This window comes from Danxiaibacter flavus (assembly GCF_041060425.1).
GTDB lineage: Bacteria > Bacteroidota > Bacteroidia > Chitinophagales > Chitinophagaceae > Danxiaibacter > Danxiaibacter flavus.
In genome coordinates, this window is sequence record NZ_JAULBC010000004.1 from 453,749 (window position 1) to 470,102 (window position 16,354).

The window sequence follows — 16,354 nt, forward strand, 5'->3', positions numbered from 1 at the left end:
GTTTCACCCACGTACTTCGTACTTCGTAATTCGTACTTTCCCCTTCTTTCACATCGTACCCTTAACATCCTACATCTATCGTCATACATTTAAATGAACCTGTTTCACTTACGTACTTCGTACTTCGTAATTCGTACTTTCCCCTTCTTTCACATCGTACATCGTACACCTAACATCGTACATAACGTCATCCATCGTACACCAACACCGTACATTTAATAACATTCCTCTTTTAGTTTTCCCTTTTGACTTATATTGCCGCCGCAATGGCAAAGCAATCTAAGTCTTCTAAGTTCGGGCGTTTTTGCAGAAAGCTTTTACGCATTTTTATAATACTCTTCATTCTATCCAATATTTACCTGGTGGTATGTAAGTGGGTTATGCCTCCAATTACCATAACGCAATTCACCAACTTTTTCGGTTATGGTTTAAAACGAGATTATGTAAAATGGGATGAGATCTCTCCCAATCTCAAGCTAGCGGTGATGGCCAGCGAGGATCAGCTTTTCCCGGATCACGATGGTTTTGACTGGAAGGCATTGGAAAAAAGTCTGTCGACCAATTCAAAAAAGAAAAACAAGATCAGGGGTACGGGTGCCAGCACGCTCAGCCAGCAAACAGCCAAGAATGTTTTTTTGTGGCAGGGTAATGGCGTATTCAGATATATAAGAAAAGCGCCTGAATTCTATTACACCAAAATGATTGAATGGGTTTGGGGTAAGAAAAGAATACTGGACGTTTATTTGAATACTGTGGAAATGGGCCCCGGCATTTTTGGTGTTGAAGCTGCTGCGCAGGCATATTTCCATAAATCGGCCAAAAATGTCAGCCGGAGCGAAGCTGCGATGATCATTGCCTGCCTGCCCAATCCCAAAGTATTTACTGTAAAACCTATGAGCAGGTTTGTTCAATGGAAGTATCAATGGATACTAAAACAAATGAACAATATTTCTGATGATCCGGATATAATGGCACTGACGAAATAATGGCAAATACAAAATGTGGTTCGGTTAAATCGGCATTGTCAATTCGAAAGTCGTGTATTGCTAAATAACGTCTTGTAAAAAAGAAAAACTCAAGCTCGATTATTATTGCGTTCGCCTCTGCTGAGAAACTGATACACGCAATTCATAAGACAAACAAATGTCTTCGGCATTTTCGTTGCGCCTTAGCTCCTCTGCGTTCGTTGCGTGAAACCTTTTGAAAGATTAAGATGACCTTTGCCTGAAACTATTCTTAACTATACCGTAAATTGCTTTGCTGTTATTCGATTTTTATAAGCAAAACCAGCAAGGATGAACGTTCAGGAACTGCTAACTTCAAAACTACCTAATGTAGGCACCACAGTTTTTACTACAATGAGCCAACTGGCGCTTGAACACAATGCTATCAATCTCGGACAGGGCTTTCCCGATTTTCCTATGAGTGAAGAACTGACTGCATTGGTTTGCAAGGCTATGAGGGATGGTTTTAACCAATATTCACACATGAATGGAGTACCCTCGTTGCGGGATGGTATTGCCGAAAAAGTTTCCGCTTTATATAAGACAAATATTCATCCCAATGAACAGATAACTGTAACGCCGGGGGGAACCTATGCCATATATACTGCGCTTACAACTATTTTGCAACCCGGTGATGAGGTGATTGTATTTGAACCGGCATACGATAGCTATATACCTAATATAGAAGTAAACGGTGCGGTCCCTGTCCGCATTTCATTGCAATATCCTGACTACGCAATTCCCTGGCAAACCGTGAAGGAACGTTTAACAGCAAAAACAAAAGCTATCATCATCAATTCGCCACATAACCCAACTGGTGTTGTGCTTAGCGCAAATGATATACAGCAACTGAAGAACCTGGTAGAAGGAACCGGCATATTTATTATTAGCGATGAAGTATATGAGCACCTGGTTTTTGATGGTCTTCAACACGAAAGCATACTGCGTTATCCGGAGCTTTTGGCTAGAAGTTTTGTTTGTTTTTCATTCGGCAAAACCTATCATTGTACAGGATGGAAAATAGGTTATTGCATTGCACCTTCTGCATTAATGAAAGAGTTTAGAAAAGTGCACCAGTTCAATTGCTTTTCAACAGATACACCCAAGCAAATTGCATTAGCCACATATATCCATAACAAAGACGCCTATCTTTCATTAGCGGCTTTTATACAAAAGAAAAGAGATTATTTTAAAGAGCTAATGTCCGGTACGTTATTCAGACCGTTAACATCACACGGAAGTTATTTTCAATGCTATGATTACTCCGCTGTCAGCAATGAAAAAGATATTGACTTTGCTACACGCATTACCAAAGAATATGGCGTTACTGCTATTCCCGTATCCGTTTTTTATAAAGATGGAGAGGATAATAAGGTTGTGCGTTTCTGCTTTGCCAAGCAGGAAGAAACATTGCGCCTTGCAGCAGAGAGACTAAGAAACATTAAACCGGTATTGTAAATAAAAAAGCCGCTTATAAATAAGCGGCCCTATCAATACCCAATTTATAGAAGCTAATTAACCGAATATTCCAGCTTTCTTCAAAGTCTTTACACCTTCGCCAATTTTGTAACCATTCTGGTAGATCTGAATTTTGTAATCACCAGTCTGATAGTGGCTATCTTGTTTCCAGTCGAAGCTGATCGGAGTGCGTTTGCCCTGTTCGTAGTTAACATTTACTTTGTTAGTGAAAACTTTCTCACCTTCATCGCGAGTCTGGAAAGTTCCGCTTGTTGAAGGAACAGAAATTACTTTTCCATCAGGACCAGTAACTACAACATACAGATCTTTACTTCCGCTTGGAGCAATTCTGTTTTCATCCAGATCAAAAGATACCCGTAACAGATCTGCGCGCTTTGCTTTTGTAGTAGATACTTCTTTACCACTGCCTTTTACATTGATCGCAGCGATGTTAATATTGGAAGCGTGCAGTGTAGAACCAACATCTTCAATATGTGCTTTTTCAGTCTGAGTAGTAGTAAGTGTTTGCTCAACTACTTTCTTCTGAGAAGCAAGTGTATCTCTTTCTGTTGTTAATTGCTGATTAGAAGTAGTAAGCTGTGCATTTTCGGCTTTCAACTGTTCTACTTGTGCAAGCAAATCGTTGATCTTGCCATTCAGCTCAGCGATCATCGCTTTTGCTTTACCAAGATCAGAATTTTTCTTGCGCAGTTCATCTTTAATGTTTTGTTTCAGTTTGTCAATCTCAGCTTTACGTTCGCCAAGCTGGCCCTGAAGCTGTGTATTGCTACCTGTTAAAGAATCCATTCTGGCTAAAGCAATGTTATATTCTTCCTGAACAGCATTGCGGGCAGAGTCAACATTTGAAAATTGTGTTTGAAGCTGGTCAATCTTTTCAGATGACTTATTTTTGTCATAAATGATGTAACCCCAGGTTACCAACAAAGCTGCTATAAGAACACCATAAATAACTTTGCGGTTATCCTTCGGGGTCTGTTGGGGTTGATCTCCGCCTGTTGAAGGATAATTTGTGTAAGCCATGTTTCTAGTTTTTGTTTTAAATTATTTTATAAATATTTTAAATGAACAACGGTATATCCCTTTTTGATTTATTGGTACTGGACATTGAAACCGTGCCTCAATTTGAAGGTTTTTCTCACTTAAATATACAATGGAAATCCCTCTGGATCGACAAAAATTCCAAAATCGTGCCAGAAAATATTACACCCGACGAAAGCTATGAACAACGGGCTGGAATACTTGCTGAGTTTGGTAAAATCATATGCATCTCAACCGGTTATTTTTTTGAAGATGAGCAAAAAAACATATGTTTTAAGATCAAAAGTTTTTACGGAGATGACGAGAAAGAATTACTCAATTCTTTTGTTGCAATATGTAATAAATTTTATCAGCGTAACAGAAACTTTCAGTTTTCAGGCCATAACATTAAGGAATTTGATATTCCCTATATATGCAGAAGAATGCTTATTAACCAGATTCCTTTACCGGAATATTTACAGATTCACGGAGCCAAACCATGGGAAATAAAAATGCTGGATACATTACAGTGGTGGCGTTTTGGCGACTATAAGAATTATATCTCTCTCAATCTTTTGGCAAGCGTATTGGATGTACCTACTTCTAAAACAGACATTGACGGAAGTATGGTGCAGCATGTATATTATAAAGAGAAAAACCTGCAGCGTATTGTTGAGTATTGCCAGAAAGATATAATTGTAGTGGCGAATGTTATACTAAGGTTTAAGAACTTACCGATTCTTAAAGATGAACTTATAGGCGTTGTATAAGTAAGGTGTCGGCGGCGTCAATATTTCGTTATAAACAACAGGCCTAAAGCCTAAAGCTTAAAGCCAAAAGCTAACCGAAGCGAAGTTTTTTAAACCGTATAAGGCATATAAGAGCAAATAGTATTTTGCCTACAATAATAATTGCACTTAAACGAATTTATATTTACTTAGCCAGACCGGACTTTCACCATTGACTACTGACTATTCACTAGTTGTATAGAAGAATATGAAGGCGTTTAATTCATTAGCGCGTTATCCATCAGATGTCGCGCTATATCTTTCAGATGAACGGGAACGTACAATTCTATTTATAGGTGCTGCTTTGTTTGTTGAGCAAAACAACTTCTATACTGTTTTCTTCAAGCCGGCCCTTTATAATATTGGCTTCAGCATAATTACGGGTAGTATAAAGTAAAAACCAATCCATCGTTTAATTGAGAATTGAAAGTTGAAAATGGAAAATGATTTTAATACAATACTTTAGTTTGAGTCTAATGCATTGTCAATTGTCCCCGCCTGAATGAATTCTGTCGGGCAGAAATTGTCCATTGTCAATTATTCTATCGCTTTCGCGTTTAAATAATATCATTACGAATATAACAGTTAATGCGCCGGCAATACCAAGGTACCAGGGAAAATGATCATCCATAGATTCCGTGTTCATCTTACCGGCTTTGCTCAAGGCATACATTTGAACTACCACAATTGCGTTGTTGAAGAAATGAGCGAAAATATTCAGCCAGGCATTTTTACTGAAGTAATAAATATAACCAAGCAATAAACCGAGAAACATGCGTGCTAAAAAACCGTAAAAAGAAAAATGTATAGCGCTGAACAAAATGCTTGTTATCAAAATTCCGACAAAAACATTTCTTGTAAGGTTGATCATTACAGGCTGCAGACACGACCGGAATAATAATTCCTCAACAACCGCCGGAATAAGTGCTATGGTAATAAGTGTTAATATTAAATCCCGGTAGTTTTTCATAGTCGCAATAACCACTACCTGGTCTTTATATTCATCTTCCATTCTTTTAAATTTTTCCATAAGGGACTTTCCCACCGGAATCATCTGATTCAGTTCTCCCAAAGCGGCACTCACAAATATGGCTGTAAACATCGCAATAATGACATAGGTCAATTGTTTGGCGGTTGCATTTTTGTTAAAACCGAGATAATTGAAAGGCTTTCCTCCTACTATAACAGCAAAAATCACCGCGGGAATACCAAAACTAACAAGTGCTCCAACACATTGCGCCATCCGTGCCGCGTCAACATATTTAGGGTCTTTTATAGCATTAATTGCCTCAGTCATAGGCAAATGCGTCATTCCTATAACCGTAGCAAGCACCGCAAATCCTCCTAAAATCAGCCCCGCTCCCGTAACTCCTAATAAAATAGCCACCTGCGACCATGGCGCAATTGTTTGCCTGGAATACATAACATTCATAAATAAGAGTGTAAATTTGCGATTCTTTTAGATTAGTTATAAAAATATTGTATTCCTTCCGGCAAGATTAGAAAATATATAACCTCTTTTTATTTGGCGGAGGAGCATTTAAGCACATGATTAAGATCGGCGATATACAACTACCGGATTTTCCTTTATTATTAGCTCCAATGGAGGATGTAAGTGATCCCCCGTTCCGCGCAGTTTGCAAGGATAACGGTGCAGATCTTATGTATACTGAATTTATTTCCAGTGAAGGGTTAATAAGAGATGCTATCAAAAGCCGCCAGAAGCTGGACATCTTTGAATATGAAAGGCCGGTTGGCATACAAATATTCGGGGGTGATGAAGAAGCAATGGCACTGAGCGCTAAAATTGTAGCTGCAGTAAACCCTGACCTGGTTGATATTAACTTTGGTTGTCCCGTTAAAAAAGTTGTGTGTAAAGGTGCCGGTGCGGGCGTGTTAAAAGATATTGACCTGATGGTTCGCCTTACGAAAGCCGTGGTAAACTCAACAGATAAACCCGTTACGGTGAAAACCCGCCTTGGTTGGGACGAAGCTTCCATTAACATTGAGGAAGTGGCTGAAAGATTGCAGGATGTAGGAATAAAAGCGTTGAGTATCCATGGACGTACCCGTTCCCAAATGTACAAGGGCGAAGCTGACTGGAGACTGATCGCTAAGGTTAAGAATAATCCAAGAATACAAATTCCCATATTTGGTAACGGAGATATAGACAGTCCGCAAAAAGCACTGGAATATAAAAACCGTTATGATGTCGACGGTATTATGATAGGCCGTGCTGCCATTGGTTACCCATGGATCTTTAATGAGGTAAAACATTTCATTAAAACCGGCGAAACGTTGCCTTCCCCTACTATTCAACAGCGCACGCAGGTAATTCGCAAACATCTACAGCGCAGCATTGAATGGAAAGGTGCAACACTAGGCATCCTGGAAATGAGACGGCACTACACTAATTACCTGAAGGGATTTCCACACATAAAAGAGTACAGGAACAAACTTGTAACATTTAAGACTTTTGAAGAAATTGACGAAGTGTTGAATGAAATTGCTGTTCGTTATGACGGCTTTGTTCCGGAGAGAATTGTTGCAGCGTTCTCTGCTTCACAAACCGAAGAGTGCGCAGTCATGTAGAACATGCCAGCCTGGTCGTCTGTACTATTTAATTTTTACCAATCATACAATGCATTATGACAGTAGCACTCCAAAAAGAATAAGTGTGGTAAACAATAATTTTTCCCTGCTGTTCTACTTCTTTACTACACCACGCAATACACTACAATGAATGTAATTACCCGGGTAAGAAATTATATTAAAAAACGCTTTGATCACATCAGAAATGAACGGGTTAAATTAAGCATACTACAGGCCATTCCTTTCTGGATCGCGTCTTTACTTACCGGACTAATTGCGGTACTATATGCCAAACTTTTTGCCTGGACAGAAAGTGTTTCCGCATCTGTCTATGGACCGCACCGCTGGATGCTGTTTATCCAGGCTCCGGTGTTTATGTTGTTAGGCTGGTGGCTGGTAAAACTGTTTGCACCGGGATCAAGAGGCAGTGGGATTCCACAGGTAATGGCAGCAATTGATATGGCGGCCGCACCAAAATATAAAAAAAGCATAAGCAGCCTTTTAAGTATTCGTATAGCCATTACCAAAATTGCATCCAGTTTATCTTTAGTGATGGGCGGCGCCGCTATTGGCCGCGAAGGACCAACAATACAAATCGCAGGTTCCGTGTTTGACTTTATATACAAATACATCCCTTCGAGCTGGCCAAAACTTGCCAGGCCGAATATGATTGTTGCCGGCGCAGCGGCAGGGCTGGCGGCAGCTTTCAACACCCCGCTTGGTGGTGTTGTGTTTGCCGTTGAAGAATTATCAAGAACACATATCAGTTTTTACAGAACAGCATTGTTTTCTGCAGTTATCATCGCCGGTTTAACAGCCCAGGGAATACTCGGGCCTTATCTCTATCTCGGTTATCCCGAAGTAGCAGGCACTTCCTGGTTCATGTTCCTTTTAATCTTCCTGGTTGCCGTTCTGGCCGGTATAGCCGGAAGTTATTTGTGCCACCTTATACTCCGCGTTCTGCGGTGGAAAGCTGCCACGTTTACAAAAACATTTCAGCACATTTTGTTTATAACCATCTGTGCACTGCTTCTTGCATCATTTGCATTTTTTGTGAATACGGCCATCCTTGGATCGGGCAAAGAGATTATGCAGGAAGTCCTCTTTACTGCTGAAAAAACACAGGCATGGTACATAACACCACTAAGGCTTATCGGTCCGCTGTTCAGCTTTACAACCGGAGGAGCAGGCGGCGTATTTGCACCTGGTTTAACGGCAGGCGCTTGCATGGGCGCATCGGTTGCCGATTGGTTTCATCTTTCTGCAACAGATACCAACTTGTTAATACTTGCAGGAATGGTTAGTTTTCTAACCGGCATTACAAGAACCCCTTTTACATCGGCAATATTGGTATTGGAAATGACGGACAGGCATTCTGTGATCTTCTATCTTATGCTGGCTGCGCTTGTAGCAAACATAGCATCGTTGGTGATTGATAAGAAATCATTCTATGATTACCTGAAACACGATTTCATTCATGAATTTGGAAAGACGGATCAATTGAAAATTGAAAGTTGAGAATTGAAAATGATGTGCGAATGGGCAAATATGCGAATGTGCAAATTCGTGTAGTTGGTAGCTCCTGTTTTATAAAAATGAAACAAAAGAGAAAGGATTGTATTCAATTAACAATTCCGCACAGAACAAATCAGACATCTTCAAATCAGCTATCAGCGATCTCCCTCATTGTCAATTCTCAACTTTCAATTTTCAATTAACGAAGCATGTGCGAATGTGTAAATATGAGGATGTGCAAATGTACCAGGATTAGGACTTAATGGGTTTGATCTTTCTATTTTGCTATCGCCCTTTCAGGGCTTGTTTGCATCTTGATTTGGTTCACAGGGCGGTGACTTGTGCTAGTGCCATCGCCCTTTCAGATACTTATTGAAGCGAGTAAACCACATGCGAATTTGCAAATATGCGAATGCAGGAATGTCCGAATGTGTACACCTACATGCTGCAATCAAGCTCTAATCAAATGAAATAGATCGAAAGAAAAAAGATTGAATTCGATTAACAATGTCGCCGAGAACAACGGACATCCCAACTCAGCAATCAGACATCTCCCTTCATTCTCAATTCATCATTTTCAGTTAATTTCAGCAATTTTGCCGAAAACATATCAGACATCTTCAAATCAGCCATCAGCCGTCTCTCTTCATTGCCAATTCTCCATTTTCAATTAATATCAACAATTTCGCAGAAAACAAATCAGACATCTTCAAATCAGCCATCAGCGATTTCCCTTCATTGTCAACTCTCAACTTTCAATTTTCAATTAACTAAAAGAATTCAGCGGTCCATTCACGCGCAAACGTCTCTCCCGCTGCCAACGAATTAATGCCTTCTTTTTCTTCCAGCTTGCCGGAGGCATTTACACTATCTGCAATACCGCACCAGGGTTCGATGCAAACAAAATCTGCATTCTTAGCGCTCCAGATTCCCATGTATGGAAATCCATCGAACTGCAACACCAGGCCATGGCTGGTTTTGTTGCTTAATAAAGAAATCCGGTTAGATTGAAGATTTTTAAAGACCAGCGCGTCTTCGTAAAACAATTCTTTTTGTAAAGCCAATTCATCGGTATTCTCCAAAAAAGGCACCGGCTTTTCCTCTATCAGGCCATCACCGGAAAGCGGCCATTTACCCGCATTTTCAACCGAACTGAACTGTAAATAATAATCCTCAAATGTAGTATTGATAACAAGCGGCACTGCAAAAGCAGGATGACCTCCAACAGAAAAATAAATTTTCTCATTACCCGTATTATGCACCGAATAAGCTACTCTGAGCATACTGCCCTGCAATGTGTAGGTAATAAAAAAACGGAAATCAAACGGGTATCTGATATGTGTTTCTTCGCCGCTTTGGATGCCGAACGTAACTGATGTTTCGTCCTGGGCCGTTACAACAAAGGTCATATCTCTTGCAAATCCATGACGTCCCAACTCAAAAGTCTTGCCGTTAAATGAGTATTTATTTTCTTTCAGACCACCAACAACAGGAAATAATACAGGACTTTTCTTTCCCCAGAATTTACTGTCTCCACTCCACATATACTCAATGCCAAAATCTTTGTTGATTATGCTTTGAATTTCTGCGCCTTTCGCACTAATCACTACCTGCAAGATATCGTTTTCGATCGTGTAAAAAGGAATACTCATAGATAATTGAAAATGGATAATTCCTGCCCGACGAAGGTCGTTCAGGCGGGGAAAATTGAAAATGTCAATCAACACTCACTTAACATCAGATTATTCATCACTTTCTTTGATCACTTCATCTTGCGCATTGGCAACAAGCACGGCGCTCATTTTACGCAACGGGTTCTTGTTATTTTCAGCGTATTCAGAACGCTTCCTTATAATGTCTACCGCTACAAATATGGCCTCAAGAAAAGAACTTTGATCCGCCTTTCCTTTTCCCGCAATATCAAAAGCTGTTCCGTGGTCAGGGCTTGTTCTAATTGCAGGCAATCCTGCAGTATAATTTACGCCCTCACCAATTGCCAGCGATTTAAAAGGAATCAATCCCTGATCGTGATACATGGCTAAAACCGCATCAAATTTTTCATAGCTGCCGCGTGCAAAAAAAGCATCGGCACTATAGGGCCCAAAAGCCATTATATTTTGATTCTTTGCTTCTTTGATAGCAGGCTTGATAATGGTTTCTTCTTCGGTGCCGATCAAACCTTCGTCTCCGGCATGCGGGTTAAGTCCTAACACGGCAATTTTGGGTTTGCTGATACCAAAATCTTTCTGCAGACTGCTATTCAATATTCTCAGCTTACTCAGAATATTCTCCTTTGTAACAAAGCCTGTGATCTCTTTTACAGGCACGTGCTCGGTTAGCAGACCAACACGAATGTTTTCAGCTGTCATCAGCATTACAACATCCTGGGCACCGAATACATCCTTGAAATAAGGTGTATGACCACTATACCTGAAATCCTCGCTTTGAATATTTTTTTTATGAATAGGCGCAGTAACGATGGCATCTATCGAACCGTCCTTTAGTGCGGCAGTTGCCTGCTGCAATGACGAAAGCGCATATTTTCCACCGGTTTCATTAAGTTGCCCCGGATTGATCTGAACCTCTTCTTCCCAACAACTAAAAAGATTGATCTGTTTATTGTTCAATCTGCTGAAATCTTTTACAGGCTGATAGCTCAAATTGATGTCTGGCAACGATTTTCTGTAGAAATTGATGCTTTTATTGCTTGCAAATACTACAGGAATACAGATATCAAGAAGGCGGGCATCGCCCAACGCTTTGATGATCAGTTCCAAACCTATGCCGTTCAGGTCGCCACAAGTGAATCCAACAACCGGCTTTTTCAACTCGTTACTCATCTTGTAAAAAATTTGAAGTGTAAATGTAAGGGTAAAAGGCCAAAGCTTAAAGTCTGGTTCCGCCGGCCGATAACCAATATTATTTAGCTAAGTCATAGATGCCAAAGGCATTTTCGCTGCGTCACAGCTTCTTTGAGCTCCCGCATGAACCCATTTAAATTCAGATGATTTATTTAGAAACTAGTCTGGCCCGGTGCCATTGCCTTCTGCAGAAAGCCTGTAGTTAATTCAATGCTCAATTAACTTATTTTTGCGGCCAATAAAAAGTTATACATGAAAAGTACTCCTTTTACACAAAAACACATTGCACTAGGTGCAAAAATGGCGGAATTTGCAGGCTACAACATGCCCATCAGTTATTCGGGCATTAACGATGAACATGCAGCAGTAAGAAAAAATGCAGGTGTTTTTGATGTAAGCCACATGGGAGAATTCATTTTAAAAGGTGAAAATGCACTCGATCTTATTCAGAGAGTAACCACAAACGATGCTTCCAAATTAACAGCCGGAAAAGCGCAATACAGCTCGCTGCCCAACGAAAAAGGCGGCCTGGTTGATGACCTGCTGGTATATTGTATTGAGGAAAACAAGGTTTACATGCTTGTTGTAAATGCATCCAACATTGAAAAAGACTGGAACTGGATAAGCCAACACAATAACAAAAATGTTGAAATGCACAATGTAAGCGATAAGACCGGGCTGCTGGCAATACAGGGACCTAATGCCTGCAAAATACTGCAACCACTTACTGATCTTGATATCCTTAATCTTAAATATTACACTTTTGTTAAGGGCAAATTTGCTGGTGTTGATAATGTTTTGATCAGTGCAACGGGTTATACCGGCGCCGGGGGTGTGGAGATCTATTTTGAAGACAAAGATGGTAATGCTGAAAAAATATGGAACGCCATTTTTGAGATCGGTGCGGCATCTGGCATTAAACCGATAGGTCTGGGTGCAAGAGATACGCTTCGTTTAGAGATGGGCTTTAGTCTTTATGGAAACGACATTGATGATACTACATCTCCATTAGAAGCTGGCCTGGGCTGGATCACCAAACTGAATAAGCCATCTGATTTTGTAGCAAAAGATATTTTTGCAAAACAAAAAGAAGAAGGTGCAAAAAGAAAGCTTGTGGGTTTTGAGATGATTGAAAGAGGCATTCCAAGACACCATTATCAAATTAAAGATGCACAGGGAAATGTTATTGGTTATGTTACGAGCGGCACGCAAGCTCCATCATTGAACAAAGCAATTGGACTTGGATATGTTACAGTAGAAAATTCAGCGCTTGATTCGGAGATCTTTATTGATATTCGTAACAATCCTGTTAAAGCAAAAGTGGTTAAGTTTCCTTTTGCATAACCAGTTAAAAGGCAAATGAGTTTAACCGGATCATTTGCCTTTTCTTATCTCAATATTCCATGCCACTAATCCATCTTACAACAGTAATACATGCGCCCGCGCAGCGCGTGTTCCATCTTTCCCGCAGCATAAAGCTTCATGAAATATCTATGAGGCAAACCAATGAAAAAGCCATATCGGCGACGGCAACCAATCTAATGCAGCCCGGAGATGTAGTTACGTGGCAGGCTCGTCATCTGTTTAAGAAACGATTGCTAAAGGTTACAATAACAGAAATGCAACAGCCGGATTACTTTAAAGATGAAATGATAGAAGGTGACTTCTTAAGCATGAACCATGAACATCACTTTAAGGCGATTGTCAACGGAACTATAATGATTGATCTTTTCAAATTTGAATCGCCATTCGGAATTGCCGGAAAAATATTTAACAGCGTTTATCTCACCAACTATATACGCAAGCTTCTTACCCAACGAAACATGGTTATAAAACAGTATGCAGAGTCTGACAATTGGCAAACTGTTTTACACGCTGAAGTAACAGCTGTATAGTTACAAGTTGCCTTCACCGTGCTCCTGCACATACTTATGCTATGTCTCTTTTTAAAAAATGAAACGAAGTGTTGTGCACAAATAGAGCCTGCAACCCGCATTAATTGACGAGATTAATTGTTACATTCGATCATTCTATTATGAAGAAGTACCTTTCAGTTCTTATCATTTTTGTGACGCTTACATCATGTAGCAGACGCGTAACTGAATCTGGTGTTGCCTCATTTTATTCTGACAACCTTGAAGGAAGAAAGACTGCAAGTGGCGAAACATTCCATCAATCAGATTATGTAGCGGCACACAAAACACTTCCATTCGGTACAAAAGTGAAAGTGAAAAATCTTTCTAACGGAAAGACAGTGAAGGTTCGCATCAATGACCGCGGGCCTTATGTTAAGGGACGCATTATCGATCTCTCTAAGATTGCTGCAAAAAAGATTGACATGGAAAATAAAGGTATAACCAAGGTCACGATACAGTACAAACGAAAGAAAAATAAATGATCGCGAGTAGGTGAGTTGAAGTAAATGCAGAAACATCTCAAAACTTTTTTATAACAACGGTTGTTATTATTGCAACACATTGGAATAATTTCAGGACTCCGGCAACGATACGCGGAAAAGGTTGGTGTATCTGAATTTTAATTGCCTGTTTCTGAGTTTTGTCTCACATTTCTTTATTCTTTTGCTTTTTAATCTGTTTCCACTAAACTGATGCTCTTGGAGAAGCACCTACATATCATTGTGCCACGGATTCCACATCCGGTGGATAATAGTAATCATTATGATGTGTACCAGATGATTGCCGCACTACACAAAAATGGTGTAAAAATCCATCTTCATTGTTACAACAGCAGCCATGATGATATTCAGAATATTGTGCGACAACTTTGTGAATCTATAGATTTTTACCATTCAGAAAACAGTCCAAAAATATTTTCAAAACCCCTGCCATATATTGTTGAACACAAGAAAAATGAATTACTGATTGAAAAACTTGTGTTAGATGATCACCCAATATTAATATTTGGTATTGCTTGTAGTTATGTAGCAACTTCTCCCCGCCTACAACAAAGAAAGAAATTTGTGCGGCTTTATCATATAGAATTTCAAACCTACAAAACCAGGTGCTTTTATTCGTACAATCCGTTCAGAAGAATTTATTACTGGAACGAAAGCAGGTTGCTTCATGCATATGAAAAAGCATTAATTGCCAATATTGATGGTTACGCAGCAACATGCAAACGGGATATGCGGATGTACCACAAAGAGTTTGATTGTACATCTGTAAGATTTATTCCGCCTTTTTATTCGCGTGTTGCAGAAGCGCCGGAAGGTGTTGGCGCATACAGTCTTTATTTTGGGGACCTTAGCGACGTAATGCATGAAAAAACAGTGCTGACACTTTTAAAAGAAGTGTATAAGTTTATTCATATTCCTCTTGTTATTGCAGCAAGCAATCCTTCGCAAAAAGTGTTAGATGCTGTAGCAAAACATCCTCATGTTCATCTTGTTATCAACCCTGATGAAGCTTCATTGCAAGATATACTTTCCAAAGCCCATATTATCTTACTGCCATCGAGATATGAAACAGGTATTCAGCCCGGATTATTGCAGGCCTTATATAACGGAAGACATTGCCTGGCGAATTCAAAGGTTGTTATGAATACGGGTCTTGAAAGTATTTGCCATATTGCAGATTCGCCCGAGGCATTCCGCCAACGTATATCACAACTATATCATCAGCCATTTACAAAACAGGAAGGATTAGACAGGAAAGTTTTACTGGACAATTTATATCCCAACAAAACAGCAGCAATGCTTATGGATTGGATATGGGGACATTCATTTGAGATTTGAAATTTCAGATTTAAGATTATCAGGCTTACTAACGCGAACGGTCCTACATATTGTCATCATTGATTAGCTCTGGCATCAAAGCAACGGAACTGCCTTATTCAATTTCAAATCTCAAATCTGCTATATTTCTACCGCTGCAGCACTATCAACAACCCGGTTTCTTTCAGTTTTAAGCATACGTGAAGGATAGCGATTGATCACAATAAAATCGTGCGTTGCCATAATGATTGCGGTGCCGTAATCTTTACAGATATTGAACAACAACTGCATTATCTCGTCACTGGTTTCAGGGTCAAGGTTACCGGTAGGTTCATCGGCCAGCATTACCTTAGGAGAGTTTAGCAGCGCTCTGGCAATATCTACACGTTGCTGCTCTCCGCCACTCATTTCAAAAGGCATTTTAAATCCCTTACTTTTCAAACCAACTTTATCCAGCACATCGTTTATCTTTTCTTCCATCAGTTTTTCATCCTTCCAACCGGTGGCTCTCAACACAAACTTCAGGTTCTCATAAACATTTCTATCCGTAAGCAATTGAAAGTCCTGGAACACAACACCAAGGTTTCTACGCAAAAAAGGCACTTTTTTCCAGGTCATCTCTTTTAAGTTGAAGCCCGCAACGGTTGCCTCGCCTTCTTTTAAAGGAAGTTCACCATAAAGCGTTTTTAATAAACTACTTTTTCCTGTTCCTGTTTTTCCTACCAGGTAAACAAATTCTCCCCTGTTTACATTAAAATTCACATCCTGCAACACAAGATTACTTCCCTGATATATATTGGCGTTTTGTACTGATAGAACGACTTCCGGCATAGTGATTAAAATTCTTGTCCAAAAAGATAACTGTAAAGTTAGCAGTCTATGCTTATATATAGAAATCAATCATCATCCAACTAAAAAAATAGTTTTAAAACTAAATTATTAGTTATACCTTTAGACTGGTTTAGTTTAGCTAACCACAATAATAAAGCCATGAAACCGAGAGAACAGATAAAACAACTTACGAAGGCCGAAGAACAGGTGATGCAGGTTCTTTGGAAAATCGAGAAAGGTTTTCTCAAAGATATACTGGATGAAATGCCGTTGCCCAAACCACATTCCAATACAGTTGCTACTATTCTAAAAATATTGATAGATAAAAAATTTGTATCCACAGTAACCTTTGGAAGAATGCACGAATACCATCCCCTTGTTACCAAAGAGGCGTATTCTAAAAACAGTTTCAGTGGTCTTGTAAAAAATTATTTTGGCGGGTCTTACAGCAAGGCCGTTTCATTTTTGGTGGAAGAAAACAAGGTAAGTGTTGAAGACCTTGAGTTACTATTAAACCAGATTAAAAAGAAATAA

The 16,354-nt window shown here is 39.6% G+C and carries 16 protein-coding genes; 10 read left to right on the forward strand and 6 right to left on the reverse strand.

Features of this window, described 5'->3' with window-relative positions; genetic code table 11:
* Positions 1-266 precede the first annotated feature (266 nt).
* Together mtgA and QTN47_RS14575 are read left to right on the forward strand one after the other, a co-directional pair.
* A complete protein-coding gene (mtgA, locus tag QTN47_RS14570; protein ID WP_369330120.1) occupies positions 267-986 on the forward strand; it encodes a monofunctional biosynthetic peptidoglycan transglycosylase in 720 nt (239 codons plus the stop codon).
* Between the two features lie 309 nt (positions 987-1,295).
* Entirely contained in the window at positions 1,296-2,462 is a 1,167-nt protein-coding gene (locus QTN47_RS14575) for a methionine aminotransferase (RefSeq protein WP_369330121.1), read from the forward strand.
* Positions 2,463-2,519: 57 nt separating this feature from the next.
* Here QTN47_RS14575 and QTN47_RS14580 read toward each other — a convergent pair whose 3' ends face one another.
* A complete protein-coding gene (locus tag QTN47_RS14580) occupies positions 2,520-3,503 on the reverse strand; it encodes a DUF8428 domain-containing protein (RefSeq protein ID WP_369330122.1) in 984 nt (327 codons plus the stop codon).
* Between the two features lie 41 nt (positions 3,504-3,544).
* Between QTN47_RS14580 and QTN47_RS14585 the strand changes: the two genes are divergently transcribed.
* A complete protein-coding gene (locus QTN47_RS14585) occupies positions 3,545-4,270 on the forward strand; it encodes a ribonuclease H-like domain-containing protein (RefSeq protein WP_369330123.1) in 726 nt (241 codons plus the stop codon).
* 304 nt (positions 4,271-4,574) lie between these two features.
* Here the strand turns inward: QTN47_RS14585 and QTN47_RS14590 are convergent, their stop codons facing one another.
* Together QTN47_RS14590 and QTN47_RS14595 are read right to left on the reverse strand one after the other, a co-directional pair.
* Positions 4,575-4,697 carry a putative signal transducing protein gene (locus tag QTN47_RS14590; RefSeq protein ID WP_369330124.1) on the reverse strand — a complete coding sequence of 41 codons (123 nt, stop codon included), beginning with the start codon at positions 4,695-4,697 and terminating at the stop codon, positions 4,575-4,577.
* 75 nt (positions 4,698-4,772) lie between these two features.
* Positions 4,773-5,720 (reverse strand): CPBP family intramembrane glutamic endopeptidase, encoded by a 948-nt coding sequence (locus tag QTN47_RS14595; RefSeq protein WP_369330125.1) that lies wholly within the window; start codon positions 5,718-5,720, stop codon positions 4,773-4,775.
* A 116-nt stretch (positions 5,721-5,836) separates the two neighbouring features.
* Here QTN47_RS14595 and dusB point away from each other — a divergent pair, with 116 nt between their 5' ends.
* Positions 5,837-6,880, forward strand: coding sequence for a tRNA dihydrouridine synthase DusB (gene dusB / locus QTN47_RS14600; protein WP_369330126.1), 1,044 nt, complete (start codon positions 5,837-5,839; stop codon positions 6,878-6,880).
* Positions 6,881-7,027: 147 nt separating this feature from the next.
* Positions 7,028-8,398, forward strand: a complete 1,371-nt coding sequence (locus tag QTN47_RS14605) for a chloride channel protein (protein WP_369330127.1) — start codon at positions 7,028-7,030, stop codon at positions 8,396-8,398.
* 767 nt (positions 8,399-9,165) lie between these two features.
* On the opposite strand, the gene QTN47_RS14610 is transcribed toward QTN47_RS14605, so the two are convergent.
* Complete coding sequence (locus QTN47_RS14610) at positions 9,166-10,047, reverse strand: aldose 1-epimerase family protein (RefSeq protein ID WP_369330128.1); 882 nt, start codon at positions 10,045-10,047, stop codon at positions 9,166-9,168.
* Positions 10,048-10,137: 90 nt separating this feature from the next.
* Positions 10,138-11,235, reverse strand: coding sequence for a 4-hydroxythreonine-4-phosphate dehydrogenase PdxA (pdxA, locus tag QTN47_RS14615; protein WP_369330129.1), 1,098 nt, complete (start codon positions 11,233-11,235; stop codon positions 10,138-10,140).
* A 273-nt stretch (positions 11,236-11,508) separates the two neighbouring features.
* Between pdxA and gcvT the strand changes: the two genes are divergently transcribed.
* From gcvT to QTN47_RS14635, 4 genes are all read left to right on the forward strand, one after another.
* The gene (gene gcvT, locus QTN47_RS14620; protein ID WP_369330130.1) at positions 11,509-12,600 is read left to right on the forward strand and encodes a glycine cleavage system aminomethyltransferase GcvT; all 1,092 of its coding nucleotides are present in this window, start codon (positions 11,509-11,511) and stop codon (positions 12,598-12,600) included.
* Positions 12,601-12,659: 59 nt separating this feature from the next.
* Positions 12,660-13,151, forward strand: a complete 492-nt coding sequence (locus QTN47_RS14625; protein ID WP_369330131.1) for an SRPBCC family protein — start codon at positions 12,660-12,662, stop codon at positions 13,149-13,151.
* A gap of 140 nt (positions 13,152-13,291) precedes the next feature.
* Entirely contained in the window at positions 13,292-13,654 is a 363-nt protein-coding gene (locus tag QTN47_RS14630; RefSeq protein WP_369330132.1) for a septal ring lytic transglycosylase RlpA family protein, read from the forward strand.
* A 216-nt stretch (positions 13,655-13,870) separates the two neighbouring features.
* Positions 13,871-15,010 (forward strand): glycosyltransferase, encoded by a 1,140-nt coding sequence (locus QTN47_RS14635; RefSeq protein WP_369330133.1) that lies wholly within the window; start codon positions 13,871-13,873, stop codon positions 15,008-15,010.
* Positions 15,011-15,130: 120 nt separating this feature from the next.
* Here QTN47_RS14635 and QTN47_RS14640 read toward each other — a convergent pair whose 3' ends face one another.
* Entirely contained in the window at positions 15,131-15,820 is a 690-nt protein-coding gene (locus QTN47_RS14640; RefSeq protein WP_369330134.1) for a cell division ATP-binding protein FtsE, read from the reverse strand.
* A gap of 159 nt (positions 15,821-15,979) precedes the next feature.
* On the opposite strand from QTN47_RS14640, the gene QTN47_RS14645 reads away from it, so the two are divergent.
* Complete coding sequence (locus QTN47_RS14645; protein WP_369330135.1) at positions 15,980-16,354, forward strand: BlaI/MecI/CopY family transcriptional regulator; 375 nt, start codon at positions 15,980-15,982, stop codon at positions 16,352-16,354.